Raw genomic sequence first — 19,216 nt, forward strand, 5'->3', positions numbered from 1 at the left:
CTCACGACTTTCTGATAGAATCTTGTGGATAATGCGCACGCGCACCTCCAATTAATTTTGGACGGCTAGCAAGAGCCGTTACATGGGCATGACCAATTTCTCTCAAAAGAGGGCGAATCGGAACCTGAACATGCTTGACATGCATACCAATTGCAGTGTCTCCGATATCCAATCCAGCATGAGCCTTGATAAATTCAACCTCAACTGGATCTTGCATAAACTTGAAGGCTGCCAACTGACCTGAACCTCCTGCATGGAGAGTAGGAAGGACACTGACCATTTCCAGTCCAAACCGCTCTGCCAACTGACGTTCAACGACGAGTGCCCGATTGACATGTTCACAACCTTGAACAGCTAGATGAATTCCTTTTTCCTCTAAGATATCTAGGATGGTCTTCACAATGATTTCCCCAATTTCTTGGCTGGATTCCTTGCCAATCTGACCACCTATCACTTCACTAGAAGAAAGGCCCAAAACAAAGATAGATCCTTGCTTCAAATTGGCCTTTTCTAATACATCTTTTACAATCTGGCTTGTTTCTCTTTGAATGTATTTTTCCTTCATACTTGATACCTCTTTTGTCATTATCTATCATATCGTTTTTTCTACGTTTTAGCAAGATAGACAACCTAGAAAGCTTGCCCAATTACGCATAAAACTCCCAGAATTGACTGGGAGTTAGCTAGTTTCTATTCTATTTATGTATATTTCAACTGTCGTACCTTTTGAGGGAATAGAATCAATCTTCATTTGGTAATCTTCTCCAAAATGAAGTTTGAGCCGTTGATCAACGTTTTGAAGACCAACTCCCCCACGTTTGAGTTGACTTTGACTACTATCGCTAGCATCTTGGAAACCAACCCCATCATCCTCAATGCGGATGACTAGTCCTATCTCCTGTTTCTGGACAGAAACTCTAATATGTCCCTGACCTTCCTTCTCCTTGATACCATGGTAAAGGGCATTCTCTACAAGAGGTTGTAGGACCAGCTTAGGCAAGACTAGATGATCAAAGGCAGGATTTTCAACAATCTCGTATTCCAACTTGTCCCCATAACGTTGTTTCTGGATAAAGAGATACTGGCGAACATGGTTGATTTCGTCAGAGAGGCAAATCAAGTCCTTTCCTTGATTGAGCGCCAAGCGGAAGTAGGTAGCCAAGGACTTGGTCACCTGAACCACACGCTGACTATCTTGAAATTCAGCCATCCAGATAATAGTGTCCAAGGTGTTATAGAGGAAATGCGGATTAATCTGGCTTGATAAAGCTTGAAGTTGGTACTGACGGGTCGTTTCTTCCTGCATGCGAACATCTGCCATCAACTGATCAATCTGATCCAACATAGCATTGAACTGACGAGACACTTCTCTCAGTTCATAGGCACCAGCTTCCCTGGCACGCAGATTTTGTGTCCCAGAAGCAATTTCCAGCATGGTTTCTCTCAAATCCTTCAAAGGAGCAATCCAGCGTTTAAGACTGAACCACACCAAGCAGAGACAGGCCAGAAGAGAGGTGATACTGGCCCCAAGCAAGGTCCACATGAGTTGACTCCGAACCTGGTCTAACTTCTCCAGCGAAGACACACCAAGCACCGTCCAATCAGTTCCAGCAATCCTTTCCTGACTGACATAGGATCGGTGGTCTGGAGTATAACCCTGCCCTGTCTCAATATAGGGTTTCATGGCCTCCATTTCGCTAGATGAACTATAAACTGTATGTTGAGGATGATAAACAAATTCATGGTTTTCATTGATGATAAAGGCAAAGCCCTGCTGACCCAACTGAAGTTGATTGAGATAGGCTTCCAGAGTTTCATAAGAAATATCCAAACGAAGCACACCCAGATTAGCTCCCTTTGCATCAACAAGTTCTTGAGTGACAGAAATGACCCATTGACTATCTGATTTACGAGCTGGAGTCAAAACTGGCATGGCTCCCTGATGAATGGCCTTTTGGTACCAGTCCTCAGCCATCATATCTGAGGAGGTTTTCATTTGCACACTATCATCTGTAGAAATGACCTGACCGGATTTGGTGACCAGAACTACCGTTTTCAAGTCCTGGTCTGCCTTTAAGATGGTCAAAAATAGATCTCGAATTCCCTTGACCTTGTCTTGACTGGGATTCTCAGCATAGGTCAGGACATCTGCCTGCTGGGTCAAACTAGTCGAGGTGGTTTCTAATTTTTTGATATAAGACTGGATAAAGTGGCTAGTCTGACTGATAGTCGTTTGGCTATTGCCCTCAATAGTAGCCTCAATGGCCGAGGAACTAGATTGATAGTAGAAAGTCCCAACCAGAGCTAGGAGAATGAGAAAGACCAGAAAGATGGAAATAACCATTCTGACTAGGAGAGAAGAACGCTTCATCGGCCTTCTCCCTTCTTAAACTGACGAGGTGTCACACCTGCAATCTGTTTAAAGCGTTGGGTAAAATAGTTCATATCTTCAAAACCAACTTTCTCTGCGATCTCATAAATCTTCAGATCGGTAGTTAAAAGCAAAAGCTTGGCTTGTTTGACACGTTCTCTCACTAGGTAATCCTGAAAAGGCAGGCCCAATTCTTTCTTAATCAAAGAACTCAAATAAGTCGGACTAAAGCCTAAGTCATTTGCTAAAGACTTTAAACTAAACTGGCTATCAGCCAGATGGGACTGGATTTTCTGGGCCATGTTTCCTTCAAACTTATCGGTCAATAAATCTTGTAACTGCTCTTCTTTCTCTTCCTTATCCAACTTTTGCTTGATTTTCCCCAGCATTTCTTCGATATCCTGACGAGAAAAGGGCTTGAGTAGGTAATCATCCACACCGAGTTTTACAGCAGACAAGGCATAATCAAAATCATCGTAGCCTGTTAAAAAGACCAAATGCACCTGAGGATAGGTTTCTCGGACCAGACTGGCCAACTGAATGCCATTTAGCTGAGGCATGTTGATATCGGTTAAAATAATATCTGGCACCTGTTTTTGGATCAAGTCCCAAGCCTGCCTTCCATTTTCAGCTTGACCGATGATTTCCATATCGTAGGCTGCTACATTGACCAGCTTGGTCAATCCTTGTCTTACCAGATATTCATCTTCTACGATTAAGATTGTATAGGTCATGCTTCTCTCCTTTGTCACTTACTAGTATCAGTATAGCAAAATTCTCCTCTAACTGCTTAGGAAAGACTTCTTAATCAACATAATCTAGTAAATAAGAGTAACCTTTTTCTTCCATTTGGTCTTTGGGAATAAAGCGGATAGAGAGACTATTAATACAGTAGCGCAAGCCCCCCTTGTCCTGAGGCCCATCTGTAAAGACATGGCCAAGGTGAGAATCTCCAACTCGGCTTCGCACTTCCATGCGTGTCATATTGTAAGACTTATCTTCCTTGTAGGTGGCAACATCTGGACTGATGGGTTGGGTAAAACTAGGCCAGCCACAACCAGACTCAAACTTATCCTTTGATGAAAAGAGAGGTTCACCAGTTGCTACATCCACATAGATACCAGATTCAAATTTATCCCAGTAACGGTTTGAAAAAGCTCGTTCTGTTTGATTTTTCTGGGTAACTGCATACTCCTCAGGTGACAGGGTTTTTTTCAATTCTTCATCGCTTGGTTTGGGATATTTGCTGGCATCAATGACGGGATAGGCTGCCTGATTAACATTGATATGGCAGTAGCCATTTGGATTTTTCTTGAGATAGTCTTGATGGTAATCCTCAGCCACTACAAAATTCTTCAAGATCTCCTTTTCAACTGCTAGAGGTTGATCGTATTTCTTAGCCACCTCATCAAAGACTTGGTTAATCACCTCTAAATCCTTGTCATCTGTGTAATAAACACCAGTACGGTACTGGGTTCCCACATCATTTCCTTGTTTATTTTTGCTGGTTGGATTGATAATGCGGAAGTAATGAAGTAGGATTTCTTTTAGGGAAATTTGTTTGGCATCATAAGTAACATGAACAGTCTCCGCATGACCTGTTTGGTTAATCAATTCGTACTTGGTTGTTTCCCCTCTACCATTTGCATAGCCTGAAACGGCATCTGTCACTCCGGGAACGCGTGAGAAATATTCCTCAACTCCCCAGAAACAACCTCCAGCCAGATAAATTTCGTGCAAGTCTGCATCTTTACTCACTTCTGTTTTTTTCACTGTTTTTCCTCCTTGGCTAACTGATGCTTTCTCAATTTGCGAGCTATCTGTCTGCCCTGCATTTCGCATCAATAGAAAATAGAAACCGCTTATGGCTAGGAAAAAGATTCCTGCCAAGACAAACAATTTTACTTTATCATTCATGACCTTTCTCTACCCCATTTCTTTCAATGTCTTTAAAATCATATCCTTATCCATAAAACCTGGTTGTGTTTTGACCAGCTTACCTTCCTTGTCTATAAAGGCTTGAGTTGGGTAAGAACGGACACCATAACTTTCCAAAAGTTTTCCTGATGAATCAATTAGAACTGGAATATTTTTATAATCCAAGCCCTTGTACCAGTTCTTAAAGTCTGCTTCTGCTTGTTCCCCCTTGTGTCCTGGTGACACTACCGTCAAAACTACATAATCATCACCAGCATCCTTAGCAATTTCATCCGTATCCGGAAGACTAGCCAGACAGATAGAACACCAAGAAGCCCAGAATTTGAGATAGACTTTCTTGCCCTTGTAATCAGACAAGCGGTAGGTCTTGCCATCTACTCCCATCAATTCAAAATCAGCGACTGCTTGCCCCTTGGTGGCAGTTTGCGAACTGACTTGTTCTGTTTTCGTTTGCTCCTTCATAGTAGCTTCGTCTGACATGTTTTTAGCCGAACAAGCTGCCAAGCAACAGATTGAGCCTACTCCAAGGAGACATGTTTGCCATTTCTTCATTTCTTTTTCCTCTCTATTCAAATAATGTAGTCAAAATGGAAGCATTTCCCAAAAGCACCAAGATTCCCATCACGATAATTAGGAAACCACCCACTTTTTTGAGAGTTCCTAGATAAGGATGGAGTTTTCGGAAATGTTTCAAAACATAGCTGGAGGCTAGAGCTAAAACCAAAAATGGTAGTGCTAGACCCAGCGTATAGATTAACATGAGACCAGCTCCCTGCCAAGCACCGGAGCCACCTGAAGCCGCTAAAGCCAAAACAGAGCCAAGAACCGGCCCCACACAAGGCGTCCAAGCAAAACTAAAGGTCAACCCCAGTAAAAATGCCTGACTATAGCCCTTACCCTTTTGCCCCTGTCTCTTTAATTGTAGCCTTCTTTCCTTGTAGAGTCCCTGAAAATGTAAGACTTCCATCTGGTGCAAACCCAAAAGAATGATAACCGCACCCGTCACATACTGAAACCAAGAGGCATACAAAAGGTCTCCTAAAAAACCAGCACCATATCCCAGTAAGATAAAGATAAAAGAAATACCCGCTATAAAGGCCAAAGTTCTTAATAAACTAACAAGTGAGATTGAAAATTTCCCACTAGAAGCCTGAGCACCATCTTTATCATCCAACAAGACCCCTGCATAAACCGGTAACAAGGGTAAAATACAAGGAGAAAAGAAGGAAAGAATTCCAGCAAGAAAAACACTGATTAAAAAGATTATATTATCCATTGCCTTCCTCCATTCTTTGATTTGATAGGACTATTATAGCCCTAAAACTCCAGAAAAAACAGGGACAATGATAGGGAAAAATAGGAATTTAATCAGGTTATGTAAAAAATGGTTCAAAAAAAGCCAGACAAGGTCTGACTTTGATGGAAACTGAAAAGAAACTTCACTAGTCTTCCCTACTTATCTGATAATAAATAAGGTCCGCAAAATAGCCTTTTCTCTCCACACCATTGGCAATAGTTTTTAGATAGGACATTCCAGCCTTCTCCATGACACGACCTGAAGCTGGATTGAGACTGGCATATCGAGCTCTAACTTTTTGAAAACCTGCTTGAGTAAAACAGAAGTCCAAGACAGCTTTCAAGGCTTCTGTCATAATCCCATGTCCCCAGTAAACCTTGCCTAGTACATAGCCAATTTCACAAGAAGAATTGTTCTCATCTATTGCAACGATGCTGATATCTCCTATAACTTTCTCCGGATTTTCTTTGAGACAAATAGCCCATTTGTAATAGTTGGGATTGGTATAGGATGCAACCCAGTTACGAATCGAGTTTCGAGTCACCTCGACATCAGAATGAGGATCCCAGGTGACATAGGTCAGATTCTCAGCGGATGAAGCCCAATTCTGAAACATGGCTTCTGCATCACTTTCTACAAATCTTCGCAAGATTAAACGTTCTGTCTGTAACATTTTCGTTCCGATTGCTTTCATGATGCTGCCTCGCTTTCTGATATATGATTTCTATTCAATCTCCATTTAGATTTGCTTTGCTTTTTAATTTCAAGGTAATAAGCTAAAAAGGTCCACCTGACCTTCCTCGCTTACTTGTTTCCATGCTCGGGGTAAACCCTTGACGCAGTCGCTGTCTGGTTTGAAATGCGCTCTAGCAAGCTTTTTCAAACATAGTCATCGTTGCGGGGGTGAGACGACGAAATCGAACTCTGTGAGTTACCGAACCTTCTCTCACTTTCTTATTTCAAGGTGAGAAGCTGAAAACCTCCACTGGAGGTTTTCACTCCCAAAAGTCATCAAAGACAGTGATGGGTAGGTGGCGTTTATGTTGGCCCTTGTGCCACCAGTTTTCAATGATCGCTTGAGCTTCTGGGCTGATTGTTTTGCCTTCTAGGTAGTCGTCAATCTCTTCATAAGTGACTCCGAGCGCCACTTCATCAGCTAGACCTGGTTTGTCTTCCTCTAAGTCTGCTGTTGGGATTTTTTCATAAAGGGCTGGGTCTGCACCAAGTTCCTTCAAGAGTTGTTTTCCTTGATGCTTATTGAGGCGGTAAAGAGGGAGAATATCCGCACCACCGTCACCAAACTTGGTAAAAAAGCCTGTGATATTTTCCGCAGCGTGGTCTGTTCCAATGACCGCTCCGCTATGGGAACCAGCAAGGGCATACTGAGCAATCATACGGCAACGAGCCTTAATATTGCCCTTGTTGAAGTCTGAAACAGGACTACCTGTCGCTTCAACTGCTGCCGTCATGGCGTCAGCTGATTCCTTGATATTCACAACCAAGCTGACATCTGGCTGGATGAATGCTAGGGCTTTTTGAGCATCTGCTTCATCGGCTTGTACTCCATAAGGCAGGCGGACAGCGATAAATTTGTAGCTATCATTCCCTGTCTCTGCTCGCAGTTCTTCCATGGCCAGTTGAGCCAATCGTCCTGCTAAAGTCGAGTCCTGCCCTCCAGAAATCCCTAGTACAAAGGTTTTTAGGAAGTGATGTTTTTTCAGGTATCTTTTTAAGAAATCAATAGAACGACGGATTTCTTCCTGGGCATCAATCACCGGTTTGACACCCAGCTCTTGGATAATCGTTTCTTGCAAACTCATTCTTCTTCTCCTTCACCAAGAGCTTTCTTGCGCATTTTGTCAATCAAGTCCATCTTGTCTTGCCATACATCACGCGCCAAATCCACTGGATAGTGTTGCGGATTGAGCACGCGCTTATACTCATCCCAAAGCTTGTCAAATTCCTTACGAGCATAAGCCTGAATCTCAGTCAAGCTAGGCAGGTTGTAAATCAATTTCCCGTCTTTGAAGATATCCACCAAGAGAGGCACGGCATCAAAATTACGAACAGTCTTCTTGATGTAAGTATAGGTCGGATGGAACATCTTGATTTCTGTCATGTCGCTCACATCCACACCATCATAAGTGATATAGTCTCCTTCTGACTTGCCTTTTTCACGACTGGTAATCCGCCACACTTGCTTCTTACCTGGCGTAGACACTTTTTCCGCATTATTAGACAGCTTAATGGTATTGCGCATGTTACCATTTTCATCTTCAATCGCAACAATCTTGTAAACTGCCCCAAGAGCTGGTTGGTCATAGGCTGTAATCAGCTTGGTACCCACACCCCAGACATCAATCTTAGCCTTTTGCATCTTGAGGTTTAGGATAGTATTTTCGTCCAAATCATTAGAAGCATAAATCTTAGCCTCTGTATATCCAGCCTCGTCCAGTTGCTGACGAACTTTCTTGGAAATGTAGGCAATATCCCCAGAGTCAATCCGCACACCCATAAAGTTAATCTGGTCACCCAGCTCACGAGCCACCTGAATGGCAGCGGGTACTCCAATGCGAAGGGTGTCATAGGTATCTACAAGAAAGACACAGTTTTTGTGGGTCGCAGCGTAAGCCTTGAAGGCCTCATAGTCGTTACCATAAACCTGTACCAAGGCATGGGCATGGGTCCCCAAAACAGGAATATTAAAGAGTTTACCAGCACGCACGTTGCTAGTTCCATTGGCTCCACCAATCACCGCTGCGCGTGTTCCCCAGATGGCCGCATCCATTTCTTGAGCCCGACGTGTCCCAAACTCCATCAAGGGTTCATCTTCTATAACCGAACGAATACGAGCTGCCTTAGTCGCCACTAAGGTCTGGTAGTTGACGATGTTCAAAAGAGCCGTTTCGACCAACTGACATTGAGCTAGAGGGCCTTCCACCTGCACAATCGGTTCATTAGCAAAAACCAAGTCCCCTTCTTGGGCAGAACGAAGCGTCAACTCCAACTTGAAATTGCGGAGATAGTCCAAGAATGCCCCATGATAGCCTAGCGACTCCAAATAGGCAATATCACTATCTGAAAAACGCAGGTCTTCAAGATAATTCACAATTCTTTCCAAACCTGCAAAAACTGCATATCCATTTTTAAAAGGCTGTTGGCGGAAATAAACCTCAAAGACCGCCTTTTTATTGTGAATCCCTTGGTCAAAGTAAACCTGCATCATGTTAATCTGGTACAAGTCCGTGTGCAATGTCAAACTATCATCTGGATACATACTTTTCCTACTTCCTTAACTAGAAACCAATGAAAAATTTCAAGAACTTTCATGTGTTCCAATAAATTAGTACTATTATAACACATTTTAGCTGGATTGAGAAAAGAGTAACAAGCTATTCACCACTCTCCAGTTCATCCATATCTTGCTCAAATTTTTTCTGAGCCCATTCACCATAGCTCTTCAGACCGAGATTGCCTATAAAAACCCAAGGAAGGTAAATGACATAAGTAATCGCCCAAGCAGACAGGTATTTAATGTTCAAAGGATTGTGCTGATAAATTTCTATGTTGAATTGATAATTCTGCAACATCAAAAGAGCCGTAATAGCCAAGGTTAGGAAAAAACAACCCAAAATCGTAAAATGAAAACGACTATAGTAGGTCACTCCCAGATAACGGGCACGATTGAAAAAGAAGAAAATTCCTACTATCAGAGTATAGACTAGAAAATTCGGATTAAAAAGAGAGGGAGCTAATACAGCCACCAAATAGCTTAGAAGCACAAGCCCAATGAAGAGGGTAAAGGATTCCGCTCCAGCTTTATTGATTAGTTGTTCTTCTCTTTCATCAAGTAATTGATAATGAATGAATTTATTTACCATCTTCTTCCTCCCAAAATAGTTGGTCTAGGGTTTTCCCTAAACATCTGCAAATGGACTGGCAGAGCGAGAGACTGGGATTATATTTTCCCGCCTCTATCAAACCAATAGTCTGGCGCGTCACCCCGACAGCATCTGCTAGTTGACCTTGAGTTAAATCAAGCTCTACCCGAGCTAATTTTAATTTTAAATTTTTAGCCACCTGCGTCCTCCTTATAGTTTTAATACTCATCTACTCTTAAAAAATCCAAAACCAACACAAGCTGTCAGCTATTTATTATAACCTCATTAATTAGCACTCCAATATTATCTTCAGCCTAAAATCAGTATGTTGGATTGTTTGAAATAAACTTCCTAGTTTGCTATTTGATTTTTTGTTTAGTATTAGCTTTAGTAGGGTCTTTTAAACGAGTTTTGATTGATTGTATTTCTTATTTTGTTGATTTCATATCACTATTATATAATGCTTTTGGAAATGAGTCTAGCATAAGACAAAAACGTGTACACTGCAAGAGCAAGGGCATAGCAAGATGACTGATTTTTTTACTAGATTTTAAGTCTGCAAAATAATACTAAACGAAACTAAAATGAATACTCCTTGCTTTTCTTAAGAGTGAAAAAATACAATAAAATGATTGTAGTGATTACCACAAGATACTGACTAATAGACATCGTATTTGAAGCAACAAATACAGGTAAGGAATAAAAAGGAAGAAGTTCAATTGCTTTGATAAACAAATCATTACTAGTATTCATCATAATCGTATTTAATATATTAGGGATAAATAGTAGTAAAGCTACTAAAATACCAAATACCAAGCCACTTTTCAATTTGTATAAATAGAAAGTGTAAGATAATAGAAAATANAATAGGACTAACAAAATTGTATTGACTACAATGGCTACTATAAAATCTAATCCTAAATCACCTGGAACACCCAATTTACTTACGATGACTAGTAGCACAATGCCATTCAAAGCATAAATAATGGAAACTGAGATGGCATATAGAAAATTAGACAAGACGTAAATCATCCGATTCTTCTGTTGATTATAAAACAAACTTATCGTATTGTGGGAAAAATCTCTACTAATGACTCGATTAGCATGTATAACAGCCATTAACATACCGAGCATAGCATAAAAGTTTGAAATATGCTTAATACCAAGCGATGTCCCTTGAGTCTTTAGAATAAAGAATGTAACCAATATCGGCGGTATAAACGAGATAATCAAACCGAGATATATTACGCCTGATGAATATAAATCCCTTATATTTTCCTTAAGAAAATTCAATTTATTTAATTTCATGATTATAACCTTCCTTTATTTTGAACGATTTAGATAAATATCTTTAATCGTCTCTTTTTTAGTTTCAAAATCAACTACTTTAATAGAGTTTTCGTTAAAAAATTTAAAAAGCTCACTACTTTGAATATTCCCAGACATAGTAATTCTCAGTCCCTCTTCCTGAACAATATCTCCAAATTCTTGTTTGGTAATGAAAATGTCTCTATCTGTAGCTGATGAAAAAGCTATCTCAAACAAGCAATTATGACTATCTTTTCCTACTTTTTGGAATGTCAAAAGCCCGTTCTCCAAGAAAAGGACCCTCTCACAAATTTCTTCAATATCTTCTAATTTATNACTCGATATTAAAATTCCCACGTTTTCATGTAAAGCTAAATTTTTTAGAACCGCTAAAACTATTTGTGACGATTCAATATCTAAACCATTAGTCGGCTCATCTAAAATTAACACATCAGGTTCTGTAACGAGGGTTAAAAGTAAAGCTAATTTTTGTTTTGTACCCAAAGAATAGGTCTTTACTTTTTTATTAATAGACTGAGTCAAATCTAACTCTTGAATCAAACTTCCAAATCTTTCTTGATTGTAGTCAACATCATATAAATTTGACAAATACTTTAAATTCTCTAAACCTGTTTTAGATAAAAATAATTTTGGTTCTTCGATTAAATACCCAACATTATCACTACTTATAATATTCCCTGAAGTCGGTTGATTATTCTGAACAAGAATTTTCATCAATGTACTCTTGCCAACTCCGTTTCTCCCTACTAGACCAACAATTTCACCCTTATTAAGTTCAAAATTTATATCTTTGAGAATGATTGAATGACCATAATTTTTACTTACATTTATAACTTCCATTTTTTATTCCTCCATTAATATTCTCGGTTTTCTCTTTGATTCTCATTAATTTTAAAAAGTTGCGCCTCTTTTCAACATTATTATATCATATATCTAACTTAATGCAATATATAAATGTCATTTTGTAAAATTTTATTAACAAAAAACCTCTACCACCTAAATGATAGAGAGTTTTCTGCTTATTCAATTTTTTTCAAAAAATCGACGGCATCGTAAGATTTCACATCTAATGTCTCAGCTGCGATTGCATTGTCCTCAATATCACCTAGACAGACACAATTTGTAGGATTTAACTGGTATTTATCGAGAATCCCCTTCATACTTATGTCAAGAACCCCTCTTTTATTTATGCTTTCATATTCACCTTACAGATTCTTTTGGTAATAAAATCTTTGTCCTGTGTAGGGATAGTCTTGTAAGGTAAAAACTTCCTTGTATCCATGCATTTTATAAAAATTTGGAGCTTGAAACTGGTAAGTATTGACAAAAGCAAAACGACAGTTTCGATTCTTAGCTTCAGTTTCTGCTTGCTGCAATAGTTTTGAACCGATTCCTTGCCCTCTCAGTTCCTCTTTTACAAATAAATACTCGATTTCTAGCCAATTTCCAAAAGTCTCTGCTATCAAACCTGCAAGGAGATTTCCCTTTTCATCTTCGACATAAAGATTAAGTGGCTCACTTTCAGCTTCTTCTCTTTTTGAACGGTTATAAACACGAATCAGATTCCCTATTTCGTGCGCCTTCTGAGACTCCTTGTTTTCCAATCTAAAGTACATCTAAACCTCCTTAAACACTGTTACAGCTTGATTATAATCTTATTTCAATAGACTGTCAAACTAGCAAAAACCCACCAACCTGAGTTGATGAGTCTTTAATCTATTTTCTAAATTTCCACTGGCTATAAATACCAAAACCGATAATCCAGATAGCTGAACCAATTGCTCCTACAAATGTAGACTCTTGTAAAAAGAGGGTTACAAAGACAAAGGCAAAGAAGAGCATGGTTAAAGGATTTAGGAAACGATAATGGGGCATGAGATAGCCATCCGCCATAAAGTCTGGTGACTTGCGGTATTTAAGGTGAGCCACCATAATCAAGATATAAATAGCGATATAGACACCTGATGATGATGCTGTAATCAAGGCAAAGGCATCCGAAACACCTGGCAAGACGTTGATAAAGGCTGCTAGGGCAATCAAGATTGCTGAAGCGATGATGGCATTTTGTGGCACATTGTGGCGAGAAAGAGTATCCGCCTTAATCGCCTTTAAGAATGGATTTGGTGAATCATGGGCAATCTGGTACAAATGACGACCTGTTGAATAAAGGGTTGAGTTAAGAGCAGATGCTGCTGAGGTCAAAACGACGAAGTTAATCAAGGCTGCCGCCCACTTGATACCTGCCAATTCAAACACCGTAACAAAGGGAGAATCAGCCGATGCAAGTTCACGCCAAGGAATAATGGACATAATGGCCAAGAGAGCTCCACCATAGAAAAAGACGATACGCAAAGGAATTTCCTTAACGGCTTTTGGCAATACCTGACGAGGATTCTTCGTTTCAGAAGTTGTCACCCCGATAAACTCAATCATCAGATAGGCAAAGAATACCATCTGAAAAGCCATAACAAAACTCATTATACCATTAGGAAAAAGCGAGAATTGATTCGTAATATTGGACAAGCTAGCCATACCATGTGGTGTCTCAAAACCAGTTAAAACCATAAAAACACCAGTAGCAATCATAGCTAAAATAGCCACAATCTTGACCATAGCAAACCAAAATTCAACTTCTCCAAATAACTTAACTGCTATCAGATTCACCAAGGCTAGAATGGTCAAAAATCCAATCTCAATCATCCAACTTGGCCAGCTAGGGAACCAAAACTGAACATAGTGAGAGATCGCAGTGATTTCCGCCATACCGATAAAGACAACGGATAACCAGTAAGACCAAACTGAGAAGTAGCCCCAGCCCTTACCCAAATGGCGCGTGATAAAGTTGATAAAGGTATGTTGCTCAGGGTCTTGGTAGAGCATTTCCCCAACCGCACGCATCATGAGGAACATGAAAGCCCCAGTAATCATATAAATCAGTACAATGGAAGGACCTGTTAGGCTGATAGAGCGCCCCGCTCCCAAAAAGAGTCCTGTTCCGATTGTTCCAGCAATGGCCATAACCTGCACGTGACGATTGGTCAGACCACGCTCCATCTTATTTTTTTTCTTCTTTGAACTCATATAGTCTCCAATTCAATTTAAAATGGAAAAAGGAGTGAGTGAAGCGCACAGCCTCCCCACTCCTTTTTCTTTTTTTAGGCTGTTTTTTCAACCTTCAAGATTTTTACATCATAGCTACCAACAGGTGTTTCAATGGTTGCTGTGTCACCTGTTTTCTTGCCAATCAAGGCTTGTCCAATTGGGCTTTCATTTGAAACCTTACCTGCAAAGGCATCTGCACCCGCTGAACCTACAATAATATAAACTTCTTCCTCGTCCTCACCAATTTCTTGGATAGTGACCGTTTTACCAATCGCCACTTCATCATCCGCAACTGAGTCGCTATTAACGATTTCAGCATAACGGATTTTTGTTTCCAAGCTAGAGATTTGTCCTTCGACAAAGGCTTGTTCATCCTTAGCTGCTTCGTACTCACTGTTTTCTGAAAGGTCACCGTACGAACGAGCAATCTTAATGCGTTCAATGACTTCTGGACGACGAACCAATTTTAATTCTTCTAATTCTTTTTCAAGTTTTTCCTTTTCCTCAAGGGTCATAGGATATATTTTTTCTGACATTTTTCTCAACTTTCTTTCGATAGTATTGAATCTCTATCTGAGATTACCATTTTTGTAGCCTTAATTTGAGCCACCATTTTGAGCAAGCTTGCTATTAACGTGTTCAGCTACATTACGATCATGTTCTTCCTGAGTAACAGCGTAATAAACTTTTCCATCTGTTACATTAGCCACAAAGTAGAGGTTCTCACTCTTTGTTTGGTTGATACTTGCTTCAATCGCATCCTGACTTGGGCTATCTACTGGGCCAGGCATAAGGCCAAGATTTGTATAAACATTGTATGGTGAATTAATCGATGTATCAATTCCAGCATCATCAGCTAGGCTAATCTTTTGGCCAAGTTTTCCTTGAGCATACAAGATTGCAATATTACTTTGTAAAGGTATTCCTAAATTTAAACGATTGTAAAAAACACCTGCAATTAACTTACGATCTTCAGTCTTAGCACCTTCTTTTTCAACAAGAGAAGCAATTGTTAGCAATTCATTAACTGTCAAGTTTTTAGATTTAATGGTACTGTAATGAGGTGCCAAAGTCTTGTCCATAGCTGCCAACATCTCATCAATCAAGCTATCAAGAGTTGTGCTTTCCTTGATAGAGTAAGTCGCTGGGAAGAGGAAACCTTCTAAACGATAGCGGACTCCACTTTCTTTTTTGGGCAAGCTTTCGAGTAGGTTTGGATATTTAGCAATTTCTTGGCTGATAAAGTTGTCATCTTGAACTTTAGCCAAGAAAGCATCAGCAGTTAAAGGCTCTTTAAATTCACCTTTTAATTGACCTACAGTTTGGGCGATTTGCTCAATTGTATATCCTTCTGGAATGGTCAAATCTGCAAGTGACGGTTCTTGAGGCTCAGCTGTACCACCTTTTTGTAGTTCCTTGATGATATCCTCTGTACTCATGCTCTTTTGCAAATTGTAATATCCAGCCTTCAAATCTGAATAATTCTTATATTTTGCATAGAAAGCAAAAATCACACCGTGTTTAATCACACCAGAATGCTCAAGAATTGATCCGATTTCTTGGACATTTGATCCCTCTGGGATTTGAACCGTTACATATTCCTTAGAATTTGCATCAACTGGTAATAAAGATGATTGAACATACTGGTAACCGAAGTAACCACCTGCCGAAATCAAGGCAAGAAAAACCAATAAAGAAATGAAGAAAGCCTTCAAATGTGATTTTTTCTTGACTGGTTTGACTGTCTCACGACGACTACGACGTGGCATGTCACTTACGATATCTACTGTTTCTGTAGCAGGTACCGATGTTTCTGAACCTACTTGGTCTTCTGTTTTCTCTGCTGTCTTATAGGAAACTGCTACTCTTGTTGGGGTTGTATTGAAATCTTTTTCAGGACGAACGGCTTCTGGTCCCGGAATCGGTCTTGATGGACTTTCTTCAGCTGGTGAAGCTGGCACATCTTGACTAGGATAACTAGGAACGATTGAAGCTTCTTCCCTTACTTCCTCTGCTGGGGATGCAGGCACGTCTTCATTGGGATGTCGTGAAACACGTGGTGCATTCTCTATAATTTTTTCAACAGCTGACAGGGATGCATTCATCACATCTTCATCAGCAATTTTTGTGTCAGGGACAGAGAAAGCTGATTTTTTTTCAGCAAGCTCAGTGGCCTCTTGGCGAATCCCTTCATAACGTTTTACTTTTTCTAGATCACGTAAAATTTGCTCTTTAAAGCTTAATTTTTCGTCTTCTCTTGGCTTTTCACTCAAAAGTTTATCCTCCTCGTTGACAATCCATAATATTATATCTTAAAAACGAAAGAAAAGCAACCTAGCATGCTATTCTGGCTTATTTTTTAGCTTCCCAGACCATATCATACCAAGTTTCGCCTGCAAAGGTTGACTGGGACAGACCTTCATTGACAAATCCATGCTTTGCATAGTAAGCGATGAGATAGTCATGACAGGTTAGGTTAATACCTTCTCTTTCGTGTTCAAGAGCCAGTTCTTTCAAGGCTGTTAGTAATTTCTGACCAAGTCCTAGGCCCTGTGCCTCTTTGGCAATAGAGAGACAGGTTACAGAGATATAGCCACCAGACTCATGACTATAATCTTCTATTTCTTCTGTAAAAGACTGATCTAGCAGATGGCGGTGGGGGGCAACTGGCCCTTCTATATAACCCATGATTCTGCCTTCTTTTTCTGCAACCAGAAAAGAAGTCTGAATTTCTCGCAAATGCGCTTCAAAAACAGATCGAGGAATGGCTTCTTCTACTGAGAAATTCTCTAGTTCAATCTCGACAATCCGATCCAAATCTTCTAATTTTGCTTGTCTGATTTTCATTGTGCCTCCAGATAAAAGGGATTAAACCAAATCATACTAAAATCTTGACTAGCTACATAAAGCGAAGTTGCTTCTTCATCAATAAAACCGTTCATTTCAAAGTAGGAAAGCAACTCATCAGGACTCTCCAAACGAATAGCTTTGTAATCCAGCTCAACTGCCACCTCTTTCAAGGCTGCAAGAAGAAGTGTTCCCAAGCCCTGTCTCTGATGGTCAGCCTCGATGACTAAAGAGTGTATTTTTAGACACTGCGGATTGTGTGGGTAAGGACCACCTAGGACATAGCCCAGAAGCTGATTTTCATCCCTAGCTAGAAGAAAGGTATCCGCAGACTTACGGATACTTTCTTCTAGAATATGGGAAGGTTGCTGCTTTTCAGATAAAAAAGATGAAGTTTGAAGTGCCTCTATCTCAGCCAAATCAGACTTACTTGCCTGAATAATCTTAATTGGAATTTCCATGAGAACATCCTATTGAACATTGCTTGTTAAGTTAGACAAGAGACGTTCAAATGAGTATTCATAGGTTTGGATGTCTCCTGCTCCCATAAAGACATAAACAGCATTGTCATGGTCTAGGAGTGGAGAAACATTTTCAACAGTGATGACTTGGTGTTTCTTGTTGATTTTATTAGCTAGGTCTTCTACCTTGACATCACCATGGTCTACTTCACGCGCAGAACCATAGATTTGTGCTAGATAAACCGCATCCGCTTGGTTCAAAGCGTGGGCAAAGTCATCCAACAAAGCGATTGTTCTTGTAAAAGTATGCGGTTGGAAGATTGCGACGATTTCCTTGCTTGGGTATTTTTGACGAGCAGCATCCAAGGTTGCAATGATTTCTGTTGGATGGTGGGCAAAGTCATCGATAATCACCGTGTCATTGACAATTTTTTCAGTGAAACGACGCTTAACACCAGCAAATGTTTTCAAGTGTTCACGTACCAAGTTCAAATCAAAGCCTGCTGTGTAAAGCAATCCAATCACTGCTGTCGCATTCATGATATTGTGACGACCAAAGGTTGGAATATGGAATTGCCCCAATTCTTGACCACGGAAATGAACGGTAAAGGTCGAACCAGTTGTTGAACGAAGAAGATCACTAGCTACAAAGTCATTCCCCTCAGCTTCAAAACTGTAATAATAGATTGGCGCATCAGACGTAATTTTACGCAATTCTACATCTTCACCGTAGACAAAAAGACCCTTGGTAATTTGTTTAGCATAGTCGTTAAAGGCATTGAAAACATCCTCTAGACTTGTGAAATAGTCTGGATGGTCAAAGTCAATGTTGGTGATAATAGAGTATTCTGGGTGGTAAGGCATAAAATGGCGCTCATATTCGTCAGATTCAAAGACAAAATATTTTGCATTGGCTGAACCACGACCTGTCCCATCTCCAATCAAGAAGCTAGTATCTGTGATATGAGACAAGACATGAGACAACATACCTGTCGTTGAAGTTTTTCCGTGAGCTCCAGCAACTCCCATGCTGACAAAATCGCGCATAAAGCTACCTAGGAATTCATGGTAACGTTTGTAGCTGATGCCATTTTTGTCCGCATAGGCAATTTCGACGTTGTTATCTGGACGAAAGGCATTTCCAGCGATAATTTCCATATCTCCATCTAGATTCTTTTCATCAAAAGGAAGAATGGTAATCCCTGCCTGCTCAAGACCGCGTTGAGTGAAGTAATACTTTTCAACATCAGATCCCTGTACCTTGTGTCCCATTTGGTGCAACATCAAGGCCAAGGCACTCATCCCTGATCCCTTAATTCCGATAAAATGATATGTCTTTGACATGTTTTCTCCCCTATTCCGTAATTCTTGTCAGATTCAACTCTTGGGCAACCTGACGTTCTTGTTCTTTTTGTTGATTCTTTTTATTGTAGATTTGGCTCTTCTTCAAAAAATCATAGTTGTTTTTCTTTGGACCTGCAGTTTCTGTTTTCTCTGTTTGAGTAGAAATATGGCTCACTTCTTCCGCCAAGATATAATGAGACTGGGTCAATTTTTGACTGTATTTGACAAATTCACCAGGATTTTCCTTTTGGAAAGGCGCTGTCGGTTGATTGCCCTGTCTAACTGGACTTGGCTGAGTATGGCGTCTTGTAGGAGTGATGTCCTTGGTCAGATAGCTTGCTGAGCGTTTCTTTTTCAAGTCCGCACGCGCTTCTTCGCGTGCCACCTCCGCATAGCTCTTTCCTTCTTTCTTAACCCCTAAACCAGCCTTCTTAGGTTTCTCTACTTGCTTTTCAACCGGTTTGACTGGTTTTTCTTCAGTAATAGGAGCCCACTCCAGATAATTCTTATCACGGTATTCTCCCTTGATATTACTGATAAAGTCAGATTCATCATAGAGGTCCATGACTGGCATCTCAGTCAACATGACCTCATCATCTGACACCAATGGAAATCGTTCTTCTCTCATTTTCTATTTCCTTTCAAC

22 protein-coding genes and 1 pseudogene are annotated in these 19,216 nt (G+C 40.2%); all 23 read right to left on the minus strand.

The genetic code is table 11. The features are described 5' to 3' along the window. Nucleotide 1 precedes the first annotated feature (1 nt). The 23 genes and pseudogenes from D8837_RS02275 to D8837_RS02380 all read right to left on the minus strand — a co-directional run bounded on the left by D8837_RS02275 (nucleotide 2) and on the right by D8837_RS02380 (nucleotide 19,198). On the minus strand, nucleotides 2–565 hold the full coding sequence (locus D8837_RS02275; RefSeq protein WP_185755643.1) for a TIGR01440 family protein: 564 nt from the start codon (nucleotides 563–565) through the stop codon (nucleotides 2–4). A 114-nt stretch (nucleotides 566–679) separates the two neighbouring features. After that, nucleotides 680–2,371, minus strand: coding sequence for a cache domain-containing sensor histidine kinase (locus D8837_RS02280; protein WP_125456062.1), 1,692 nt, complete (start codon nucleotides 2,369–2,371; stop codon nucleotides 680–682). After that, a complete protein-coding gene (locus D8837_RS02285) occupies nucleotides 2,368–3,105 on the minus strand; it encodes a response regulator transcription factor (protein WP_049502099.1) in 738 nt (245 codons plus the stop codon). Before D8837_RS02285 ends, D8837_RS02280 begins: the two co-directional genes overlap by 4 nt. A gap of 70 nt (nucleotides 3,106–3,175) precedes the next feature. Further along, entirely contained in the window at nucleotides 3,176–4,288 is a 1,113-nt protein-coding gene (msrB, locus tag D8837_RS02290; RefSeq protein WP_125456063.1) for a peptide-methionine (R)-S-oxide reductase MsrB, read from the minus strand. 9 nt (nucleotides 4,289–4,297) lie between these two features. Beyond that, the gene (locus D8837_RS02295) at nucleotides 4,298–4,861 is read right to left on the minus strand and encodes a redoxin family protein (RefSeq protein WP_125456064.1); all 564 of its coding nucleotides are present in this window, start codon (nucleotides 4,859–4,861) and stop codon (nucleotides 4,298–4,300) included. Between the two features lie 13 nt (nucleotides 4,862–4,874). Next, complete coding sequence (ccdA2, locus tag D8837_RS02300) at nucleotides 4,875–5,585, minus strand: thiol-disulfide oxidoreductase-associated membrane protein CcdA2 (RefSeq protein WP_070482145.1); 711 nt, start codon at nucleotides 5,583–5,585, stop codon at nucleotides 4,875–4,877. A 166-nt stretch (nucleotides 5,586–5,751) separates the two neighbouring features. Continuing rightward, nucleotides 5,752–6,300, minus strand: coding sequence for a GNAT family N-acetyltransferase (locus tag D8837_RS02305; protein ID WP_125456065.1), 549 nt, complete (start codon nucleotides 6,298–6,300; stop codon nucleotides 5,752–5,754). 301 nt (nucleotides 6,301–6,601) lie between these two features. Continuing rightward, nucleotides 6,602–7,426, minus strand: coding sequence for an ammonia-dependent NAD(+) synthetase (nadE, locus tag D8837_RS02310; protein ID WP_125456066.1), 825 nt, complete (start codon nucleotides 7,424–7,426; stop codon nucleotides 6,602–6,604). Continuing rightward, on the minus strand, nucleotides 7,423–8,883 hold the full coding sequence (locus tag D8837_RS02315) for a nicotinate phosphoribosyltransferase (protein WP_125456067.1): 1,461 nt from the start codon (nucleotides 8,881–8,883) through the stop codon (nucleotides 7,423–7,425). The genes nadE and D8837_RS02315 overlap by 4 nt, the downstream gene beginning before the upstream one ends. 115 nt (nucleotides 8,884–8,998) lie before the next feature. Then, nucleotides 8,999–9,487, minus strand: coding sequence for a DUF6773 family protein (locus D8837_RS02320; protein ID WP_049511001.1), 489 nt, complete (start codon nucleotides 9,485–9,487; stop codon nucleotides 8,999–9,001). Next, nucleotides 9,477–9,686 carry a helix-turn-helix transcriptional regulator gene (locus tag D8837_RS02325; RefSeq protein ID WP_020902217.1) on the minus strand — a complete coding sequence of 70 codons (210 nt, stop codon included), beginning with the start codon at nucleotides 9,684–9,686 and terminating at the stop codon, nucleotides 9,477–9,479. Before D8837_RS02325 ends, D8837_RS02320 begins: the two co-directional genes overlap by 11 nt. Before the next feature lie 380 nt (nucleotides 9,687–10,066). After that, entirely contained in the window at nucleotides 10,067–10,795 is a 729-nt protein-coding gene (locus D8837_RS02330; protein WP_125456068.1) for a hypothetical protein, read from the minus strand. Between the two features lie 15 nt (nucleotides 10,796–10,810). Continuing rightward, a complete protein-coding gene (locus D8837_RS02335) occupies nucleotides 10,811–11,656 on the minus strand; it encodes an ABC transporter ATP-binding protein (RefSeq protein ID WP_125456069.1) in 846 nt (281 codons plus the stop codon). 179 nt (nucleotides 11,657–11,835) lie between these two features. Further along, on the minus strand, nucleotides 11,836–11,976 hold the full coding sequence (locus tag D8837_RS02340) for a hypothetical protein (RefSeq protein ID WP_125456070.1): 141 nt from the start codon (nucleotides 11,974–11,976) through the stop codon (nucleotides 11,836–11,838). 45 nt (nucleotides 11,977–12,021) lie between these two features. Further along, nucleotides 12,022–12,432: a GNAT family N-acetyltransferase gene (locus D8837_RS02345; RefSeq protein ID WP_125456071.1), complete on the minus strand. Its 411-nt coding sequence runs from the start codon at nucleotides 12,430–12,432 to the stop codon at nucleotides 12,022–12,024. Nucleotides 12,433–12,532: 100 nt separating this feature from the next. Then, entirely contained in the window at nucleotides 12,533–13,897 is a 1,365-nt protein-coding gene (locus D8837_RS02350; protein WP_185755644.1) for an amino acid permease, read from the minus strand. A gap of 74 nt (nucleotides 13,898–13,971) precedes the next feature. Further along, the gene (greA, locus tag D8837_RS02355; protein ID WP_125443734.1) at nucleotides 13,972–14,454 is read right to left on the minus strand and encodes a transcription elongation factor GreA; all 483 of its coding nucleotides are present in this window, start codon (nucleotides 14,452–14,454) and stop codon (nucleotides 13,972–13,974) included. Nucleotides 14,455–14,514: 60 nt separating this feature from the next. Continuing rightward, on the minus strand, nucleotides 14,515–15,687 hold the full coding sequence (gene mltG, locus D8837_RS02360) for an endolytic transglycosylase MltG (RefSeq protein ID WP_398575064.1): 1,173 nt from the start codon (nucleotides 15,685–15,687) through the stop codon (nucleotides 14,515–14,517). Between the two features lie 75 nt (nucleotides 15,688–15,762). Beyond that, a pseudogene (locus tag D8837_RS09845) lies at nucleotides 15,763–16,191 on the minus strand (aminodeoxychorismate lyase); the annotation flags it as partial. A 79-nt stretch (nucleotides 16,192–16,270) separates the two neighbouring features. Further along, nucleotides 16,271–16,765, minus strand: a complete 495-nt coding sequence (locus tag D8837_RS02365; RefSeq protein ID WP_125456073.1) for a GNAT family N-acetyltransferase — start codon at nucleotides 16,763–16,765, stop codon at nucleotides 16,271–16,273. Beyond that, a complete protein-coding gene (locus tag D8837_RS02370) occupies nucleotides 16,762–17,226 on the minus strand; it encodes a GNAT family N-acetyltransferase (protein WP_125456074.1) in 465 nt (154 codons plus the stop codon). Before D8837_RS02370 ends, D8837_RS02365 begins: the two co-directional genes overlap by 4 nt. Before the next feature lie 9 nt (nucleotides 17,227–17,235). Beyond that, nucleotides 17,236–18,570 (minus strand): UDP-N-acetylmuramate--L-alanine ligase, encoded by a 1,335-nt coding sequence (gene murC, locus D8837_RS02375; RefSeq protein WP_125456075.1) that lies wholly within the window; start codon nucleotides 18,568–18,570, stop codon nucleotides 17,236–17,238. 10 nt (nucleotides 18,571–18,580) lie between these two features. Further along, the gene (locus D8837_RS02380) at nucleotides 18,581–19,198 is read right to left on the minus strand and encodes a cystathionine gamma-synthase (protein WP_125456076.1); all 618 of its coding nucleotides are present in this window, start codon (nucleotides 19,196–19,198) and stop codon (nucleotides 18,581–18,583) included. Nucleotides 19,199–19,216: the final 18 nt, after the last annotated feature.

Source organism: Streptococcus mitis (assembly GCF_003942965.1).
Classification (GTDB): Bacteria; Bacillota; Bacilli; order Lactobacillales; family Streptococcaceae; genus Streptococcus; species Streptococcus mitis_BH.

Bases quoted from the DNA above. Each gene is read 5' to 3' on its own strand.
- D8837_RS02275 (WP_185755643.1), bottom strand. From the start codon at position 565: ATGAAGGAAAAATACATTCAAAGAGAAACAAGCCAGATTGTAAAAGAT.
- D8837_RS02280 (WP_125456062.1), bottom strand. From the start codon at position 2,371: ATGAAGCGTTCTTCTCTCCTAGTCAGAATGGTTATTTCCATCTTTCTG.
- D8837_RS02285 (WP_049502099.1), bottom strand. From the start codon at position 3,105: ATGACCTATACAATCTTAATCGTAGAAGATGAATATCTGGTAAGACAA.
- msrB (WP_125456063.1), bottom strand. From the start codon at position 4,288: ATGAATGATAAAGTAAAATTGTTTGTCTTGGCAGGAATCTTTTTCCTA.
- D8837_RS02295 (WP_125456064.1), bottom strand. From the start codon at position 4,861: ATGAAGAAATGGCAAACATGTCTCCTTGGAGTAGGCTCAATCTGTTGC.
- ccdA2 (WP_070482145.1), bottom strand. From the start codon at position 5,585: ATGGATAATATAATCTTTTTAATCAGTGTTTTTCTTGCTGGAATTCTT.
- D8837_RS02305 (WP_125456065.1), bottom strand. From the start codon at position 6,300: ATGAAAGCAATCGGAACGAAAATGTTACAGACAGAACGTTTAATCTTG.
- nadE (WP_125456066.1), bottom strand. From the start codon at position 7,426: ATGAGTTTGCAAGAAACGATTATCCAAGAGCTGGGTGTCAAACCGGTG.
- D8837_RS02315 (WP_125456067.1), bottom strand. From the start codon at position 8,883: ATGTATCCAGATGATAGTTTGACATTGCACACGGACTTGTACCAGATT.
- D8837_RS02320 (WP_049511001.1), bottom strand. From the start codon at position 9,487: ATGGTAAATAAATTCATTCATTATCAATTACTTGATGAAAGAGAAGAA.
- D8837_RS02340 (WP_125456070.1), bottom strand. From the start codon at position 11,976: ATGAAGGGGATTCTCGATAAATACCAGTTAAATCCTACAAATTGTGTC.
- D8837_RS02345 (WP_125456071.1), bottom strand. From the start codon at position 12,432: ATGTACTTTAGATTGGAAAACAAGGAGTCTCAGAAGGCGCACGAAATA.
- D8837_RS02350 (WP_185755644.1), bottom strand. From the start codon at position 13,897: ATGAGTTCAAAGAAGAAAAAAAATAAGATGGAGCGTGGTCTGACCAAT.
- greA (WP_125443734.1), bottom strand. From the start codon at position 14,454: ATGTCAGAAAAAATATATCCTATGACCCTTGAGGAAAAGGAAAAACTT.
- mltG (WP_398575064.1), bottom strand. From the start codon at position 15,687: ATGCCACGTCGTAGTCGTCGTGAGACAGTCAAACCAGTCAAGAAAAAA.
- D8837_RS02365 (WP_125456073.1), bottom strand. From the start codon at position 16,765: ATGAAAATCAGACAAGCAAAATTAGAAGATTTGGATCGGATTGTCGAG.
- D8837_RS02370 (WP_125456074.1), bottom strand. From the start codon at position 17,226: ATGGAAATTCCAATTAAGATTATTCAGGCAAGTAAGTCTGATTTGGCT.
- murC (WP_125456075.1), bottom strand. From the start codon at position 18,570: ATGTCAAAGACATATCATTTTATCGGAATTAAGGGATCAGGGATGAGT.
- D8837_RS02380 (WP_125456076.1), bottom strand. From the start codon at position 19,198: ATGAGAGAAGAACGATTTCCATTGGTGTCAGATGATGAGGTCATGTTG.